Raw genomic sequence first — 16240 nt, 5'->3', positions numbered from 1 at the left:
GGGCTAATCCAGCGTTCGCAGCCACTCCAGCACGGATTCGGTATGTTCGCCCAGCGCGGGAGGGGCGGCCGTACGCGCTTCAAACGCGGGGCTCCAAGTGACCGGGTGGCGGACCTGTCGGCCGACGGGCCGTCCGGCGGCATCATGGACTTCGATGGTGGGCGACAGCCCGAGTGACTCGGCGAAGTTGATGCCCTCGTCGATGCTGGCGACAGGACCGGCAGGAACACCCACGCCGGTCAGCTTGTCCTGCCACACGGAGGCGGACGACGAGGAGAGAGCCTGCTCCAACAGCGGAATGAGTTCCGTGCGGTGTTGGACGCGCGCGCTGTTGGTGGCGAAGCGTGCGTCGTCCGCCAACCGGGGCACCCCCAGGACGTTGGCCAGTTGGCGGAACTGCCCGTCGTTGCCGCACGCCACCGCCAGCGGACCGTCGGCGCAGGCCAGCAACTGGTAAGGCACGATCGAGGGGTGTTCATTGCCCATCCGCCGGGGAACCGTGGCTGCACCCAGCCAGGCCTGGGCCTGGTTGGCGAGGGCACCCTGCAGGCTGGACAACAGATTGACCTCGAGGCGACGGCCCTGACCGGAGACGGCACGGGCGTTGAGCGCCGCCAGGATCCCGATCGTCGCGTCCTTCGCGGTCAGCACGTCGACCAAGGCGACACCCGCTTTGTAGGGTGAACCGTCGGCGTCGCCGGTGATGCTCATCAGGCCGCCGACCGCCTGGACAATGAAGTCGTAGCCGGGAAGTGAGGCGCCCTCGGCGGAACCGAAACCGGAGATGGAAGCGTAGACCAGACCCGGGTTCGCCGAAGCGAGCTCCTCGTACCCGAGCCCTAGCTTGTCCATCCCGCCGGGCTTGAAATTCTCCACCACTACGTCCGCAGCCAGCGCCAGTTTCTTCGCCAGCAGACGGTCCCCGCTCGCGGTCAAGTCGAGGCAGATCGATTCCTTGTTGCGGTTCACACTTTCGAAGTATGTTGCGCCGGTAGCGGAGTACGGCGGCCCCCAACTGCGGGTGTCGTCACCGGTGCCCGGGCGCTCCACCTTGATGACCCGCGCGCCGAGATCGGCCAGCGTCATGGTGGCCAGCGGGCCGGCCAGCACGCGGGAGAAGTCGGCGACCAGCAGCCCCTCGAGCGGCCTGTCTGCCGCAGCGGGCGCCGAAGCGCTGGATGGGTCAGGCACTGTCGTTCCTCCCTGCGAGCTTGGTGTGCGCTTGAGCTTACGGCAGCGCGGGCAGCCTGGGCAGGGATATTCCATCCGGTACCTTGGCGGTTTCATCCAGCCGTACACGCCGCGGCTTGAGCTGGTTCGCAGGCTCTGGAAAGTATCCGCCGTGGCGAACGTGGATCCGCAGCGGTCCCAATGGCCCGGCATGCTCCCGAGTGCTTCCTGCAAAAGCTGTGCCGCTGAAGCTTTTTTCGACAGCGCACGGCGGGCAGGACGGACGAAGGGTCCAGCGCGGACGTCCGGCCGACGCCTCTGTCAATAGATGAACCAGGCAGGCATCTGTAGGGCGGGCCGGAAGCGGGCCGGAAAAAGCCCTTGCCAAATAAAACATTCATTTGTAGGGTTTTTCCGAGATCGACTAGATGTGATCTCAATCACAAGCGGGGGCAGCAGACTCCTGTGCAGCGTCCACCGCACGGACTATCCGTTTTGAAGGAGCGCAATGTCAGCCGAAATGACGAGACCCGCTGGCGGTCCGGGCGTCGATGAAGACGCCGAACACCTTGCCAGCCTTGGTTACTCGTATGAGAAGCAATTCAAGCGCGAAATGACTTTTTGGGGGAACGTCTCCCTCGGGTTCACCTACCTCTCCCCGGTCGTGGGGATCTACTCGCTCTTCGCTGCATCGCTCGGCATGGCCGGACCGCCGATGTTCTGGTCCCTGGTCATCGTTGGCGTCGGGCAGTTGCTGGTCGCCACCGTGTTCGGCGAGATTGTTTCCAATTACCCGGTGGCCGGTGGCGTCTACCCGTGGGCCCGCCGCCTCTGGGGCCGCAAGTGGGGATGGATGAACGGGTGGATCTACCTCTGCGCGTTGCTGGCAACCATCGCCAGCGTCTCCTACGGGGCCGGGCCGTTCCTCAGCTTGCTCTTGGGGATGGAAAGCACCGTTGACTCGGTGATTATCTCCGCGCTCGTGGTCATTGCCCTCGCTACCGTGTTGAACCTTGGCGGCACCAAGGTGCTGAGTAAGGTTGCCATGCTCGGTCTCTTGGCGGAACTGGGCGGAGCGATCGCCGTCGGCGTTTGGCTGATGACCACTGCCCGCGAACACGACCTCAGCGTGCTGTTCCAGACCTTCGGGGCAGGAGAAGGCAGCAACTACTTCATCGCCTTCGCCGCGGCCGGCCTCATCGGCATCTACCAGTACTACGGTTTCGAAGCCTGCGGCGACGTGGCCGAAGAGGTGCCGAACCCGGGAGTGCGGATTCCCAAGGCCATGCGGATGACCATTTACATTGGCGGATTCGCGGCAATGTTCGTCTGCTTGTCGCTGATCCTGGCCGTGCCGGACTTCGGTGCCGTGATCTCCGGTGAGGACACCGATCCGATTGGCAACGTGCTGCTCTCGGCCTTCGGACCGGTTGGCTTCAAGGTGGTCCTCGGCATCGTGCTGATCTCCTTCGTGTCCTGCGCCCTGAGCCTGCAGGCAGCATCCTCACGGCTGGCCTACTCAATGGCCCGTGACGGCATCCTGCCGGGCAGCAAGCTTCTGAGCAAGTTCAGCGAAACCCGTCACGTGCCACCGTACGCCCTGCTGCTGGCTGGCCTGGTTCCGGCCATCATCGTGGTTGGCTCCAAGGTCTCCGAAGACGCGCTGGTCACGATCATCTCGTTCGCGGCGATGGGGATGTACATGGGCTTCCACATGGTGGTCCTCGCCTCGCTGCGGGCCAAGCTCAAGGGCTGGAAGGCCAACGGTGCCTTCCGGCTCGGCGGCTGGGGGATCCCGATCAACATCGCAGCCCTGACCTGGGGCGTGATCGGCATGGTCAACATGGCATGGCCGCGGACTCCCGAAGCAGGCTGGTTCGTCAACTACCTGGTGCTGATCTCCGCCGTCGGGGTGGTGGTTGTGGGCCTGGTTTACATGGTCTGGAAGAAGCCTTACCTCAAGGGCGACGCACCTGCAGGAGATGCGATACCTGCCGGGCCGCTTTCCGCCTAGCACCCCAGCGGCCGGCACCCCGGTCCGGGCCTTCCAGCCCAGCAATTCACCGAGAGCAAAACAAGGAAAAGGCTCCAACCATGAGTACGCCCACTGTTGACATTCCGTACCTGAACATTTCGGACCCGTCGTTCGCCATGCAGTCCGAAGAGCTGCGCAACGCACGCGAGGCCAGCTGGTACGCGAGGACCAATTACGGGATCGCCGTGCTGCGGTACGACGAGGTGAGCAAGCTGCTCAAGAGCCCCAAGCTCAAGCAGGGCAGTGCCCAATGGCCGGCCCACAACGGGGTGCACGGCGGCTTGTTCTACGACTGGTGGACCAAGAATCTGCTGGTGCTGGAAGGCGAGGACCACCACCGCATCCGCCGGCTCCTCAATCCGGCGTTCTCGCCCCGGCTGATCAAGGATCTGGTCCCGCGGTTCCAGGCCTTGGCCAACGAGCTGATCGACGCGTTCATCGACCAGGGCGAGTGCGAGTTCATCCGTGACTTCGCTGAGCCATATGCCACTCGGGTCCTCACCATCCTGTTGGGCATTCCGGAGAGCGAGTGGCCGAAGATCGCCCGGCTGGCTTCCACCGTGGGCCTGGCCCTCGGAGTGACCTTCAAACGGGATCTGGACAAAGTCGAGGCGGCCGTTGCAGAGCTGTACGAATATGCCGACGAGCTGATTAAGGACCGGCAGGCCAACCCGGGGGAGGACTTCGTCAGCCGTTTGGTGTTGGCCAGCCGCGACGGCGACCGGCTCAGCGACGAAGAGCTGCGCAACGCGCTGGTACTGCTGATCTTCGGCGGCATGGACACCACTCGCAACCAGCTGGGCCTGGCGATGCAGTCCTTCATCCGCAACCCGGAACAGTGGGCACTGCTGGCGGAGCGCCCGGAGCTGGGCGCGAAGGCCGTCGAAGAAGTCATGCGGACCAATCCGACGGTCACGTGGGTCACCCGGGAAGCCGTGGAGGACTTCACGTATCAGGACCTCTTCATTGCCCAGGGCACCACGGTGCATCTCTTCACCCAGTCCTCGGGCACCGACCCGCTGGCCTTCCCCAACCCGGAGATGGACTTGCTCGGCGAACACGCGCCGCACTACGGCTTCGGCGGCGGTGTGCACCACTGCCTGGGCCACTTCGTTGCGCGGGCAGACATGAGCGAGGCCCTGCCGCTGCTCGCCAGCCGCCTTGCCGACCCGCAGCTGATCGGGGGAGACGAATGGCTTCCGGATTCCGGCAATACCGGACCCACCCGCCTGCCGATCGGCTTCACGCCGCGCGGCTGACCCAGCCTTCCACCGCACTACAGCTCCCCGCACTACAGCGCCAACAGAAAGCAGGATCCCCATGAAGACCGTTGATGTCGATCGCAGCTTGTGCGACAACCATGGCCAGTGCGCCATCGCCGCTCCGGAAGTATTCCGAATGAACCCGGACGGCGTCCTTGAATACGAGCCGACCTTCGACGACTCGCTTCTGGACGTGGTCGAAGAAGCCATCGACGTCTGCCCTGTCCAAGCGATCTTCCTCAAGGACTGATCGTGGCCCGCAGGATCGCCGTCGTCGGAGCCTCGATGGGAGGTTTGCGAGCCGCAGAACAACTACGCTCGGCGGGCTGGCAGGAGGAGATCACTGTCATGGGCGGGGAGGCCCACCCTCCGTACAACCGGCCGCCGCTCACGAAGGAACTGTTGAAGTCGCCCGGCTCGTTCCAGGAAGCGCTGGCGACGGTGACGCTGCGGCAGCGCCGCAGTGCCGCCGACATCGAATGGAAGCTCGGCGCCCCGGTCACCGGCGCAGACCTCACCGCCCGGACCCTGACCCTCTCTACTGGCGAGCGTGTGGGCTACGACGGCCTGGTGGTGGCCACCGGGCTGCGGCCGGCACGCGTCCGGGTTCCCGGACCGCTGCACGGCCGGCACGTCATCCGCACCCTGGAGGACGCGCTGGGGCTGCATCGTGACTTGCAGCCTGGCGCCCGGATTGTGGTGGTTGGCGCAGGATTCATCGGCTGCGAGGCAGCGGCCACCGCCACGCTGCTGGGCTGCCGCGTGACGCTGATCGAGGGGAGCAGCGGGCCGATGCAGCTCACCCTCGGCCGCGAACTGAGCGAAGGCATGCGCAACTTCTTGACCGAACGCGGCGTCGAGTGCCTTTCAGGTGAACGCGTCGCCGCGTTCACCTGGCAGGACGAAGGAACCGACGGGCAGCAGCGCTGCACCGGGGTCCGTTTGACCGGGGGCCGCGAGGTGCGGGCCGACGCCGTGATTGAGGCTGTTGGTTCGAAGCCAAACGTCGAGTGGCTGGCCGGCAACGGTCTGGACCTGACCGACGGCGTGCTCTGCGACGGGCACCTGAGGGTGCTCGGAACGGAGCACGTCGTGGCAGTCGGCGACGTGGCCCGCTACCCGGACCGGCGAGCCGGCACCGGACCCCGGCGGGTAGAGCACTGGACCACCCCGGCCGACACCGCCAAAATCGCGGCGCCGGCACTGGTCGCGGGCCTTAACGGCACCCCTGCGGCAGAACCGGCTGCGCCGCTGCCCTCCTTCTGGACCGACATCTTCGGCATCCGCGTCCAGGGTGTGGGCAGCCCCGCCGTCGCCGACCGAATTGAGGTTTTGGAAGGGGATCCGTCCCGGCCCGCTGAGGGCGTCGCTGTGGCTTACTACCTCGGCGGTCGGCTGATCGGCGCCGTTACCTCCGCGCTGCCCGCGGACCGCCAATTGCATTACCGCAAGCTCGTGACCGACGCCGGCCTGCCCGCCGGCTCCCAACTGGCAGCTGTCTAGACGGCCGCGAGGCCACCGACCCGAAAGAAGACAGAGATGACATTGACACCCGTACGGCCTGACCCGGCCGCCGTCGAGATGCTGGCGGCCTTGAACGACCGCGATGCGTTCGCCCGCCACCAAGAACGCAACCTGCGTCCTGAAACGGTCCGCGAACTCGGCCGCAAGATCGAAGAAGCCGGCGTGGAATACGTCTACTACGCGCTGCCGACGATCGGCTCGCGCATGGTGGCGAAGATGGTTCCCGCCAACCACTTCCGCCGCAATCTGGAAAAGGGCATCTGCTTCCACCGCACTGCGTTGTCCGATCTGCAGAACGACCGGTACGGCAACCTGATCGGCGGGGGCATAGAGGCCCGCGAGTTTTGGGCACTTCCGGAACCGGACACCTTCGTGGTGCTGCCGTGGGACACGAAAGTGGCGCGGATCTTCTGCACCGCCTACGAGCCGCCGCACCTGCCGGAGGTGGGAGGCCGGCTGATGCCGGTCGACACCCGGTCCCTGCTGATCCGCTCCCATGAGGCGTTCACCGCCCGGACTGGCTTCGAGGTCCGATCCGGCACCGAGCCGGAGATGACCTGGGAGGGCCCCGGCCTGGAAGTCGTCAAGAAGCCGGGCACCAGCCCCGCCTACCAGGTGGAGAACCTGGAGCGGATGCGCCCCATCTACAAGCAGCTGGTGACCTACGCCACCGCCATGGGCCTGGACATGATCGAGGGCGACTACGAGGACGATGGCCAGATCGAGTTGAACTGGATGTACGACCGGGTGGAAAAAACCGCCGACCGGTTGGTCACCTACCGGCAGATCTGCAAGCAGGTGGCCCGCGAATTCGGTGTGACCGCCAGCTTCATGCCCAAGCCGTACAACGGGCAGATGGGCAACGGCTGCCACCACAACCTCAGCTTGTGGGACGGTGACACCAACGTCATCGAGGACGCCGGCCGGGTGGAACTGCACGTCTCGGAGACGGCGAAGCACGCCATCGGCGGCCTGCTCGCCCACGCGCCAGGTTCCATGGCCGTGATGGCCTCCACCGTGAACTCGTATAAGCGGTTCTGGGATGCCGGCCAGTTCGCGCCAAGCCTGGCCAACTGGGGACTGGACAGCCGCGGCTGCCTGATCCGCATCTCGTCGAACGGCCGGATGGAATACCGCGTGCCGGATGCCGCCGTGAACCCCTACCTGTCCCACACGCTGCTGATCGCCGCCATGCAGGACGGGCTGGACCGCCAACTGGATCCCGGGCTGCCCGACGGCGGTGCCGACGGCCCGGTGGGCGGCCAACTGCCGCTCACCCTGGGCGACGCCATCGACGCGTTCGTCTCCGACACCTACCTCACGGCGGCGCTGCCCGAGGACCTGGTGGCGATCTACACCCAGCTCAAACAGGAGGAATGGGCCCGCTACTGCGGCGCCATTACCGAATGGGACCGCGAGATGTACTGGGAGACCATCCCGTGAGCGGCGTGCAGACATTCACCCCGGGAATCCTGCGGCTGGCCTGCATCGACTCCGAGGCCCCGCCCCTGTTCAGCCGGGCCGATGCCAGCGGCAAGCGCCGCGGATATGAACCCGCGGCTGCCGAACTGGTGGCCTCCGCGATGGGCCTGAACATCGAGTGGGCATGCATGGCCTGGGACGACATGCTCCCGTCGGTGCGCGACCACAAGGTCGACGCCGTCTGGTGCGGCCAGGGCATCATCCCCGAGCGGCAAGCGGTGGTGGACTTCACCGAGCCGTACGCCGTGTTCGACGAGACGGTCCTGGTGCGCAAGGGCGATCCGGCCCGTGCCCCGGAAGACCTCTCCGGCTACCGCGTCGGGGCCATCGAAGGCAGCGCCAACATGCGGCTGGCCTCCACGTTCCCCGGGATCATTCCGGTGGCCTTCGGCGCCACCGAGGACGTTTTCGGCGACATGCTCGCGGCGCTGCGGAACGGCGAGGTGGACGCGATGATCGACGACGACGTCGTGACCGTCCCGCTAGGGGAGGACCCCGCCTACGATGTGGCCTTCACCGCCCGGACCGGCAACCACTGGGGCGTCGGCGTGGCGAAGGACAACCCACAGCTGCTGGCCGGGCTCAACAGCGCGCTGGCCGCCGTGATCTCGGACGGCCGGCTGGCCGCAGTCTGGGACGAGTGGATGCCGCACCTGCCGTTCCCCTTGACCACCGAGGTCCGGGCATGACGCGTCCTCTGATCGGGGTGCCGGGCATGTGGTCAACCTCGGTCCACGGCCTGCGCTACGACGGCGTCGCGGTTGCCGCCGCAGTGCTCCGTTGTATCGTCCGGGCCGGGGGCGAGCCGGTGATCCTGTTTCCGGGAACCGGTGATTCCCCGAGGGAACAGCTCGCCCGGCTGGACGGTGTGGTGCTGCCGGGCGGGGCGGACGTGTCGCCGTCGTTGTACGGAGCGGAGCCGGACGAGCACCACTGGCCCACCGACTATGAGGGACAGGACGCGTACGAGGCCGGGATCATCGAAGGCTGCGTCGCCGCAGGCGTCCCGCTGCTGGCCATCTGCCGCGGTCTGCAGTTGCTAAATGTAAGCCGCGGCGGCACGCTGATCCAGCACCTCGGCCCGGGGGACGTGCAGCACAAGGGTGCCATCCATCCGGTTGGAGTCGCCGCCGGTTCGCTGCTTGCCGAGGTCGTCGGCAGCGAGACCGTGGACGTCTCCTCCTATCACCACCAGGCCGTCGATGTTCTGGGCGAAGGACTGACCGTCACCGCGACGGCCGCGGACGGTGTAGTGGAAGCGGTGGAAGTACCCGGAGCGCCGCTACTGGCGATCCAGTGGCACCCGGAGGACACCGCGGAAACCAATGCCAGCGACCACGCCCTGTTCCAGTGGGTGGTGCAGGCGGCTGCACGGCGCCGTTCCGTTACCGAGGACGGTCTGGCCGGGGCAGGTGCGCGGTGAGCGGCCGGCCGGGACGCTCCGGCAGTGCTGGCTCCGCCGCCCGTTCGCAGCCTGCCCCGCACGCTCCGCGCACCGGGACCCCAGGCAACTCTCTTACGGGGCTTTCGCGCCCCGCCCTGATGCGGGTGGAGCCGGTGCGCGTGCTGCCCGCCGGCTTTGCCGACCTGCCGGCGGATGCGGCGCGCATCGCCGTCGTTGTGTCCCTGACCTTTCCCGGGATGACGGACCAAACGCTGGAACTGATGGAGCGCTTTACCCGGACGGCTCTTGACACCCTGTTGGCCGCGGGTGCCCGCGCGGTGCTCGTGGACAGCGCGGCCGCCGAGCTGCTGCCGGCAGCCGAACTGGACGCCTTCGATGGCGTGCTGTTCCTGGGCGGTGGAGACGTGGACGGTGCACTGTACGGGCACTGTGAGCCGGTGCCAAACTCCTACGGCGTGGACCGCCGCGCGGACGAGTACTGCCTTGAGCTGATCCGGGGAGTGCTGGAGCGGGACCAACCGTTGCTGGCCATCTGCCGCGGTTCGCAGCTGCTGAACGTCGCCTGCGGCGGGACACTGATTCCGGATCTGGACCCGTGGCACCTGCACCGCGGCGGGCCGGGGGAGCCGATGTTCTTGGACGAGACCATTCGATTGCTTCCCGGTTCCAAGGTCGCCAGGATCATGGGCAGCGAACGCATTACCGTGCGCTCGGGCCATCATCAGGCCGTCGGGATGGTGGGTCCAGAACTCATCACGACGGCGGTGGCCGATGACGGTGTTGTCGAGGGCACCGAGCATCCGGGCAAGACCTGGGTGGTCGGCGTGCAATGGCACCCGGAGGATTCTGACGGGAACGAGGCCGACCGGATGGCCTTGTTTGCGGAGTTCGTCCGCTCAAGCCGAAAGGATCAAGGCCGGAAGGGAGGTGTCAACGACACGGTGCGACTGGCTGGCAGCGTCCATGGCTGACGCTGCTCGGCGCTACTCCGTGGGGCAGATCAACCGCAGGTTCAGGTTCGGCACGTCCAGCGGCAGGAAGGTGAAACCTTCCGGGTCGGACTTGATCCGTTCGCCCACGATAAAGCGTCCCGAGTTGCCCAGGATCACGCGGTTCTGGTCGTTCAAGATGGCGGCATCGCCCGGGATCCGCCGGACGATGGGGATCAACTTGTTCTCCAGGTCCCGGATGCGGATGTCGCAGCCGGTGACGCCGATGAACGAGCCATGGACGTAGGTGGGAACGGCGCAGGTGACGATGTATTCATCGAAGCCCAGGTAGTCCACATACGGGCCGGCGATCGATTGCTGTCCGGTTTTCGCCGCTATGGAGAACCAGGGGAGCTTTTCGTAATCGTAGAACCGGTCACCTTCCGGGGCTAAATCAAAACCGAATTTTTCGATCTGGTCGAAATCATTCCGGATCCACCATTCCAGAACGCCTTCGGCATCCTTGATGGCGGAGAGCGAGAATATTTCGCCGGCGCCCACGGCAGTGTCGTGTGAATTTAGGAATGCTTCGGCCATTTCGCGGATTCCGACAATGTTGGTGGGGGATATTTTGCTGCCTGGGGAAATTTTTTCCTCAAGCTGCTTTTTCACCTCTTGGGATGAGGCATGAAGGTCACCGTACAGCCCGTTGAGCCACGCCTCGATGGCGGCGGCACTGGCGGCGGCAGGTGAAGTTGCTGGCGCGGTCATGAAATCTCCTGTTCTTCGCCGGCATGCGTAAGGGTCAGCTTCGTGTCGATCAGGTGGTACGTGTTGCGGCGGATGTGTTCCAAAACCAAGCGCTGCGCCCGTTCGGGATCGTCCTCCCGCACGGCGGCCACGATGTCCAAGTGCTCACGTGCCGCGAGTTGCTCGTCGAAGACGCCTGCCAGCGGGGTCCACAGCAGCTGTCCGACTTCGGCTTGCAGCCGGATTTCCTGGCTGGTGAGCCGGGGCGATTGAGCTACCACCGCTAGTTCGATGTGGAAGCGGCTGTCGGCCCTCGCTTGGGTCTCCGGCGTCGTGGCTTGCTCCAGCCCGCGGGCGAGCAGTTCCAGCCTGTCCAGGTCCTTGGGATCCGCCCGGTCGCAGGCCAGCCGCGCCGCGGCGGCAGCCACCGCTGTCTGCTCGTCACCCAGATCGCGAAGGTCGGCGATGGACGTCTCACATAGGTACTGGCGCAGGTTTTCTTCCTGGGTGGCCGGGAACTTGACCACGAACGTGCCGCCGTTTCGGCCCCGTCTTGTCTCAACGACGCCCTGGTCCCGCAAAGCGGCCAGGGCATCCCGAAGGGTGGCGCCGGCTACCCCGAACATCTCGGAGAGTTCGGCCTCAACAGGGAGCCGCTCGCCAACCCGGAGCATGCCCAGCGAGATGGCCGTGGAGATCCGGCGGACGATGGCTTCCGAACGTTCCATCTCGGGCAGCGATCGATAGATCTGGGACTGCAGCGCCAGCGGTGAAGCCACGAGTTGCTCTCCTAAAGATCCGCGCAAGGTAGCAGGTTTATGCGTGTGTTCTCGATCACGGATATTCTACCCTCCCGACTGCGAAGAGCCATCAATCTAATGCGCCCTAATGTTCAGGGCTGGTCCTGGGCGGGGATGCTGAATACTGATCGGTGAATTGGGAATCCTCAGTCTTTTTGCCGGTGCTTGTCTTTAATCCCGGACGTGCTCAAGGGAATATTCGAATTTTGCAGACGGAAATGAAGCGATCGCCGACTCAATCAAAGATAGTTCCGGATCGCGGCGGCCCGATGGTGCCGGCCGTTGATGCCGGCCCGACCCTTTAGAGTAGTTCGGCTGCCTTCTCCACCAAGATGCCCAGCCCGATCAGGACCATGATCACGCCGGAGGCGCGGGTCACGATGGCGCTGGCGCGTGGCTGGGAGCGCAGGATGCGTCGGGCCAGCAGGGCGACCGCAAAGTAGATGTAGAGGCAGTTGGCCACATGCAGTCCGCCCAGGACCAGCATCTGCGCTGCGGATGGCCAACCGGTGGGCGAGGTGAACTGCGGCAGCAGCGCCAGCAGCAGGAGGAGCCCCTTGGGGTTGATCCCGCTCACTCCGGCGCCGCGGAAGAACTGGGCGGCCGCGGCGCTGTCCAATGGCGCCTCGCTCGCTGTGGCGGCTTCGGGCTTACTGGTCAGGGTGTTCACGCCCAGGTAGATCAGGTAGGCGGAGCCGACGATGGTCAGCACCGTCAGAGCCATGGGATACTCAGCGACCAGTGCTCCCACGCCGATGGCGACGACGCAGACCACGATCAAGTAGCCGAATGCCATTCCCAAGACCGATGGGATCACCGAGGGGGCCCGCAGGCCGGCGCCGATGGCGTACGCCCAGTCCGCTCCCGGGGTGAGGGCCAGCAGCAGCGCCACCACCCAGAACTGGACCAGCAGCGACACATCCATGGAGCTTCTTCTTTCCCGCAATCTTTCCCAACAGCCGTAAATGCTACGCGGAAAGGGGTGAAATGTTCTGCGCTTCTTCTGCTAAACCGCCGCTCATCGTGCAATAATTACCGCCGTGGATGCATTAAGTCGGGAGATTCTTTCACTGCTCCAAGAGGACGGGCGGATGAGCGCCACCGACCTCGCCAATCGGGTGGGGCTCAGTCTCTCCTCATGTCACCGAAGACTGAAGGATCTCGAACAGTCTGGAGCGATCGAACGCTACCGCGCCGTCGTTTCCCCGGAAGCCGTTGGGCTGCACTTCGAGGCGATTCTCTTCGTGACCTTAGGGCGGACCGATCTGGAGACCATCAGCGCGTTTGAGGCGGCGGTCACTGCGGTGCCGAACGTCGTCGATGCTCAACGGCTGTTCGGCGAGATCGACTACATGCTGAGGGTCCTGACCCGCGATCTGGCCGCCTACCAGGAGTTGTACGACACCGCGCTCGGTGGCCTGCCCGGCGTCCAGCGGCTGACGTCAACCATGGTGATGAAACGCTTCGGACCGATCGGGACAGTGCCCATCCCGTAGCTGGCTGTCGCCTGAGCTGCGTAGCAACCGCGGGTTTCAGTCGTGGCCCGGGTGCTCGTGTTCCAGATGCCCAGCAGGCTCCAGCTGGAAGGTGGAGTGCTCCACGCTGACCACGAAATGTTCCGCCACGCACTGCTGGAGTTGGTCCAACACCTGCGGTGCATGGCCGTCCACGAAGCATGAATCCTCGATCACCACGTGCGCGCTGAGCACCGGAACGTTGGAGGAGATCCGCGAGGCGTGCAGGTCGTGCACAGCCAACACGTGCGGGACTTCCAGAATGTGCTGGCGGACGTCCTCCAAGTCCAGGCCCTTCGGTACGGTTTCCAGCAGAATGCTGCCGGCTTCCCGCAGAATCTTGATGGTCCGGGGCACAATCAGGATGGCGATCAGCATGGCCGCCAGCGCATCCGCTTGGGTCCACCCGGTGGTGGCAATGACGACGGCGCTGACGATCACGGCCACCGAGCCGAGCGCATCATTGACCACTTCGAGGAAGGCGGCCCGCAGGTTGAGGTTGGCATTGCGGCCGGCGCTGAGCACCAGCATGGACGCAATGTTGCCCAGCAGGCCGATGATGCCGAAAATCAGCAGGCCGTCGGCGTTGACTTCAGGCGGGGTGAACAGCCGCTGGACCCCTTCGACCAACGCGTAGATTCCCACGGCCAGCAGGATCGCGGCCTGCGCCCCCGCGGCCAAGACTTCCATCCGGAGGTAGCCCCACGTCCGCCGCGGTGTGTGTGGCCGGACCATGAGTGATGCGGCCATCAGCGCGATCAGGAGACCGCCGGCGTCGGTCAGCATATGTCCGGCGTCCACGAGCAGCGCAAGGCTGCCGGTGAGGAAGGCGCCGATTACTTCGGCGAACAGGATGGAAGCCGTGATGGCGAAGGCTATGGCCAGCCGGCCGCGGTGAGTCGGTCCGGCATGGTGGTGATGACCGCTCATGCTGGCGCCTCCGCCTCGGCGCGGCTTCCGGCAACAGTGGGGCACAGTTCGACGGCGTAGCCCGTCGCTTCCAGCAAGCGCTCGGCGGCAGCAAGGGCGGCCAGTAGTTCGGGCTCGGTGGTGAGCGAGTACAACGAAGCCCTTCCCACCGGGCGCGAGGTCACCAGGCCGCAGTCGCTCAGGCAGGCCAGATGCGCGCTGACCGTGGACTGCGCCAGGCCCAGGTGTTCGGTCAGATCGCGGACTCTGTGCTCGCCGGTTGTCAGGTGCTGCAGGATCGTCAGTCGCGTGGGATCCGAAAGGCTGTGGAACAGCGCAGCAGCCGGCGCCAGGTCACCGGTGCGGTCGGCTGCACGTTCCCGTTGCATCGTCATGCGACGATGATATCGGGTTGCCGAAATAGTTCCACTTACAGGGCACCCTGGTTCAGGGCCGAGCCGGTCGCTGCTTCCGGCGAGACGCGTGAAGGCCCGCCGAACAGGCTAGTCGGGCGTCCTCGGGGCCAGTTTTACCGCCGCCCCTCTGGGGCTGCTTCCTTTTCGCCAACGGCCACGGCCGCCATCCGCGTGTTTGCGCGGGTGCGCTTGACGACGATGGACAGTATGGCAGCCAGAACGCACATGGCCGCGCCGCCCCACCATGCGTAGGTGTAGGTGCCGAAGACGTCACGGATCACACCTGCGCCCAGCGCGGCGGCCGCGGCGCCGATCTGGTGTGAGGCGAATACCCAGCCGAACACGATCGTGCCGCGGTCGCCGAAGATCTCGCGGCACAGCGCGGCGGTCGGCGGGACCGTCGCGACCCAGTCGAGACCGTAGACCACAATGAACAGGATCATGCTGGGGTGCACCGTCTCCGCCAGGAGCCAGGGGAGCATCAGCAGGCCGGCGCCGCGGAACACGTAGTAAGTCACGAGGAGTTTGCGGGGGTCGAACTTGTCCGTGAGCCAACCGGAGGCGACGGTGCCGGCTATGTCGAAGATCCCGACGACGGCCAGCAGGCTGGCCGCGGTGGTGGTGGGCATGCCGTGGTCGTGTGCGGAGGGGATGAAGTGGATGCCGATCAGCCCGTTCGTCGTGGCGCCGCAGATCGCGAACGCTATTGCCAGCGCCCAAAACGAGCGTTGCCGGGCAGCGTAGGCGAGGCCCTCGAACGCCCGGCGGGCCGCGCCGCCGCCGGCACGTGCCGGCGGGGCGTAGGATGCAGCGTCAGCACCGTAGGGAAGGGTGCCGCGGTCTTCGGGGTAATCGCGCAACACCAGGCAGACGGCAGGAACAGCTATGAGTGCTGCGGCTGCAACCACAAGGGAAGCCTGGCGCCACCCCACTTCTTCGGCGATGGCGGCAACCGGTGGCAGGAAGACGAGCTGCCCGGTCGCGGAGCCCGCGGTCAGGATGCCCATGACCAGGCCGCGGCGCCGGACGAACCATCGGTTGGCGATGGTGGCGGCGAAGACCAATGCCATCGAACCGGTGCCCAGGCCGATCAGCACCCCCCAAAAGACCAGCAGCTGCCACGAAGCAGTCATGAATACGCTGCCGCCCGCACCCAGTGCCACCATTGCCAGCGCCGTCGCGACGACGCGGCGGACACCGAACCGGTCCATCAAGGCGGCAGCGAACGGAGCAGTCAACCCGTACAGCAGGAGGTTCACGCTGACAGCGAGCGACATAACGCTCGTCGACCAGCCGAATTCGTGGTGCAGCGGCATCATCAGTGCACCGGGCGCAGCCCGGAAACCGGCGGCACTGAGGAGCGCGAGGAAGGCGACCGCGGCGACCCACCAGGCCGGATGGATGCGAAAGCGCTTGGGCAGGTGGGAGGTGCCGGACAAGGGGCGGGCCATGAGCTGACTTTCTTGAAGGAAGCTATAATGTCAGCAGCAGTGTAGCCGACGAATCGATGGGAAGGAACGATATGCCGCTTCGATCCGACTGGTCAGAGGAGCTTTGTCCGATCCGGCGCTCACTGGACGTGTTGGGCGATCCGTGGATCCTGCTGATCGTTCGCGACGTCCTTCATGGACGCGGACGGTTCGACTGGCTACGCGAAAACCTGCGCGTCTCCGAGGCCGTGCTCAGTCGTCGGCTCCACTCGATGGTGGATGTTGGGCTGCTGGTCCGCGTCGACTACCGCGACGGAGGCCGGACCCGCCAGGGGTACGCCGCCACCGAAGCCGCGGCAGAACTGCTGCCGGTGCTGCAGCAACTCGCCCTCTGGGGCGAGCGGCATACCGACATGCCTGCCGGCGGGGGACGCATGACCATGATTCACGAGGCCTGCGGCAACGAGACCACCCAGGGTGAAACGTGCAGCGCCTGCGGCGGAGTGCTGGTCCCGGAAGAGATGGTTTGGGTGAAGCCCTGGAAGAACGCCCGGGACAAGCTTCAACCGGCCGGCGTGCTCGTGTGAACCTAACGGGTGGACTGATCCCCAACA

17 protein-coding genes are annotated in these 16240 nt (G+C 65.7%); 10 read left to right on the top strand and 7 right to left on the bottom strand.

Translation table 11 applies throughout. The annotated features are described in order from the left end of the window. Positions 1-3: 3 nt before the first annotated feature. On the bottom strand, positions 4-1134 hold the full coding sequence (locus ACMX2H_RS05555) for a CaiB/BaiF CoA transferase family protein (RefSeq protein ID WP_414959609.1): 1131 nt from the start codon (positions 1132-1134) through the stop codon (positions 4-6). Between the two features lie 544 nt (positions 1135-1678). On the opposite strand from ACMX2H_RS05555, the gene ACMX2H_RS05550 reads away from it, so the two are divergent. The 8 genes from ACMX2H_RS05550 to ACMX2H_RS05515 all read left to right on the top strand — a co-directional run bounded on the left by ACMX2H_RS05550 (position 1679) and on the right by ACMX2H_RS05515 (position 9849). Continuing rightward, the gene (locus ACMX2H_RS05550) at positions 1679-3184 is read left to right on the top strand and encodes an APC family permease (RefSeq protein ID WP_414959476.1); all 1506 of its coding nucleotides are present in this window, start codon (positions 1679-1681) and stop codon (positions 3182-3184) included. Positions 3185-3264: 80 nt separating this feature from the next. Further along, the gene (locus ACMX2H_RS05545) at positions 3265-4464 is read left to right on the top strand and encodes a cytochrome P450 (RefSeq protein WP_414959474.1); all 1200 of its coding nucleotides are present in this window, start codon (positions 3265-3267) and stop codon (positions 4462-4464) included. Positions 4465-4525: 61 nt separating this feature from the next. Further along, positions 4526-4717, top strand: a complete 192-nt coding sequence (locus tag ACMX2H_RS05540; RefSeq protein ID WP_136784494.1) for a ferredoxin — start codon at positions 4526-4528, stop codon at positions 4715-4717. A 2-nt stretch (positions 4718-4719) separates the two neighbouring features. Continuing rightward, positions 4720-5970, top strand: coding sequence for an NAD(P)/FAD-dependent oxidoreductase (locus tag ACMX2H_RS05535; protein WP_414959472.1), 1251 nt, complete (start codon positions 4720-4722; stop codon positions 5968-5970). A 36-nt stretch (positions 5971-6006) separates the two neighbouring features. Continuing rightward, positions 6007-7434, top strand: coding sequence for a glutamine synthetase family protein (locus tag ACMX2H_RS05530; RefSeq protein WP_414959470.1), 1428 nt, complete (start codon positions 6007-6009; stop codon positions 7432-7434). Continuing rightward, complete coding sequence (locus ACMX2H_RS05525) at positions 7431-8162, top strand: ABC transporter substrate-binding protein (RefSeq protein WP_414959469.1); 732 nt, start codon at positions 7431-7433, stop codon at positions 8160-8162. The genes ACMX2H_RS05530 and ACMX2H_RS05525 overlap by 4 nt, the downstream gene beginning before the upstream one ends. Beyond that, positions 8159-8896 (top strand): gamma-glutamyl-gamma-aminobutyrate hydrolase family protein, encoded by a 738-nt coding sequence (locus tag ACMX2H_RS05520; protein ID WP_414959468.1) that lies wholly within the window; start codon positions 8159-8161, stop codon positions 8894-8896. The genes ACMX2H_RS05525 and ACMX2H_RS05520 overlap by 4 nt, the downstream gene beginning before the upstream one ends. Positions 8897-9030: 134 nt before the next feature. Continuing rightward, on the top strand, positions 9031-9849 hold the full coding sequence (locus ACMX2H_RS05515; RefSeq protein ID WP_414959466.1) for a gamma-glutamyl-gamma-aminobutyrate hydrolase family protein: 819 nt from the start codon (positions 9031-9033) through the stop codon (positions 9847-9849). A 12-nt stretch (positions 9850-9861) separates the two neighbouring features. Here the strand turns inward: ACMX2H_RS05515 and ACMX2H_RS05510 are convergent, their stop codons facing one another. From ACMX2H_RS05510 to ACMX2H_RS05500, 3 genes are all read right to left on the bottom strand, one after another. Beyond that, positions 9862-10578 carry a cache domain-containing protein gene (locus tag ACMX2H_RS05510; RefSeq protein WP_414959464.1) on the bottom strand — a complete coding sequence of 239 codons (717 nt, stop codon included), beginning with the start codon at positions 10576-10578 and terminating at the stop codon, positions 9862-9864. Next, positions 10575-11336, bottom strand: a complete 762-nt coding sequence (locus ACMX2H_RS05505; protein WP_414959462.1) for a FadR/GntR family transcriptional regulator — start codon at positions 11334-11336, stop codon at positions 10575-10577. Before ACMX2H_RS05505 ends, ACMX2H_RS05510 begins: the two co-directional genes overlap by 4 nt. Before the next feature lie 322 nt (positions 11337-11658). Next, on the bottom strand, positions 11659-12282 hold the full coding sequence (locus ACMX2H_RS05500) for a LysE family translocator (protein WP_414959460.1): 624 nt from the start codon (positions 12280-12282) through the stop codon (positions 11659-11661). Positions 12283-12397: 115 nt separating this feature from the next. Here ACMX2H_RS05500 and ACMX2H_RS05495 point away from each other — a divergent pair, with 115 nt between their 5' ends. Then, the gene (locus ACMX2H_RS05495; RefSeq protein ID WP_414959458.1) at positions 12398-12853 is read left to right on the top strand and encodes an Lrp/AsnC family transcriptional regulator; all 456 of its coding nucleotides are present in this window, start codon (positions 12398-12400) and stop codon (positions 12851-12853) included. Between the two features lie 36 nt (positions 12854-12889). Here the strand turns inward: ACMX2H_RS05495 and ACMX2H_RS05490 are convergent, their stop codons facing one another. The 3 genes from ACMX2H_RS05490 to ACMX2H_RS05480 form a co-directional block, all read right to left on the bottom strand. Further along, positions 12890-13801 carry a cation diffusion facilitator family transporter gene (locus tag ACMX2H_RS05490; protein ID WP_414959456.1) on the bottom strand — a complete coding sequence of 304 codons (912 nt, stop codon included), beginning with the start codon at positions 13799-13801 and terminating at the stop codon, positions 12890-12892. Next, a complete protein-coding gene (locus tag ACMX2H_RS05485) occupies positions 13798-14175 on the bottom strand; it encodes an ArsR/SmtB family transcription factor (protein WP_414959454.1) in 378 nt (125 codons plus the stop codon). The genes ACMX2H_RS05490 and ACMX2H_RS05485 overlap by 4 nt, the downstream gene beginning before the upstream one ends. 134 nt (positions 14176-14309) lie before the next feature. Beyond that, positions 14310-15647: an MFS transporter gene (locus ACMX2H_RS05480; RefSeq protein WP_414959452.1), complete on the bottom strand. Its 1338-nt coding sequence runs from the start codon at positions 15645-15647 to the stop codon at positions 14310-14312. A gap of 71 nt (positions 15648-15718) precedes the next feature. On the opposite strand from ACMX2H_RS05480, the gene ACMX2H_RS05475 reads away from it, so the two are divergent. Further along, positions 15719-16213: a winged helix-turn-helix transcriptional regulator gene (locus ACMX2H_RS05475; RefSeq protein WP_414959450.1), complete on the top strand. Its 495-nt coding sequence runs from the start codon at positions 15719-15721 to the stop codon at positions 16211-16213. Positions 16214-16240: the final 27 nt, after the last annotated feature.

It is taken from the genome of Arthrobacter sulfonylureivorans (assembly GCF_047607445.1).
Classification (GTDB): Bacteria; Actinomycetota; Actinomycetes; order Actinomycetales; family Micrococcaceae; genus Crystallibacter; species Crystallibacter sulfonylureivorans_A.
The sequence above is the reverse complement of the archived record's forward strand: the minus strand, read 5'-3'. Positions and strand labels throughout refer to the sequence as shown.

Bases quoted from the DNA above. Each gene is read 5' to 3' on its own strand.
- ACMX2H_RS05550 (WP_414959476.1), top strand. From the start codon at position 1,679: ATGTCAGCCGAAATGACGAGACCCGCTGGCGGTCCGGGCGTCGATGAA.
- ACMX2H_RS05545 (WP_414959474.1), top strand. From the start codon at position 3,265: ATGAGTACGCCCACTGTTGACATTCCGTACCTGAACATTTCGGACCCG.
- ACMX2H_RS05540 (WP_136784494.1), top strand. From the start codon at position 4,526: ATGAAGACCGTTGATGTCGATCGCAGCTTGTGCGACAACCATGGCCAG.
- ACMX2H_RS05530 (WP_414959470.1), top strand. From the start codon at position 6,007: ATGACATTGACACCCGTACGGCCTGACCCGGCCGCCGTCGAGATGCTG.
- ACMX2H_RS05520 (WP_414959468.1), top strand. From the start codon at position 8,159: ATGACGCGTCCTCTGATCGGGGTGCCGGGCATGTGGTCAACCTCGGTC.
- ACMX2H_RS05510 (WP_414959464.1), bottom strand. From the start codon at position 10,578: ATGACCGCGCCAGCAACTTCACCTGCCGCCGCCAGTGCCGCCGCCATC.
- ACMX2H_RS05500 (WP_414959460.1), bottom strand. From the start codon at position 12,282: ATGGATGTGTCGCTGCTGGTCCAGTTCTGGGTGGTGGCGCTGCTGCTG.
- ACMX2H_RS05490 (WP_414959456.1), bottom strand. From the start codon at position 13,801: ATGAGCGGTCATCACCACCATGCCGGACCGACTCACCGCGGCCGGCTG.
- ACMX2H_RS05485 (WP_414959454.1), bottom strand. From the start codon at position 14,175: ATGACGATGCAACGGGAACGTGCAGCCGACCGCACCGGTGACCTGGCG.
- ACMX2H_RS05480 (WP_414959452.1), bottom strand. From the start codon at position 15,647: ATGGCCCGCCCCTTGTCCGGCACCTCCCACCTGCCCAAGCGCTTTCGC.
- ACMX2H_RS05475 (WP_414959450.1), top strand. From the start codon at position 15,719: ATGCCGCTTCGATCCGACTGGTCAGAGGAGCTTTGTCCGATCCGGCGC.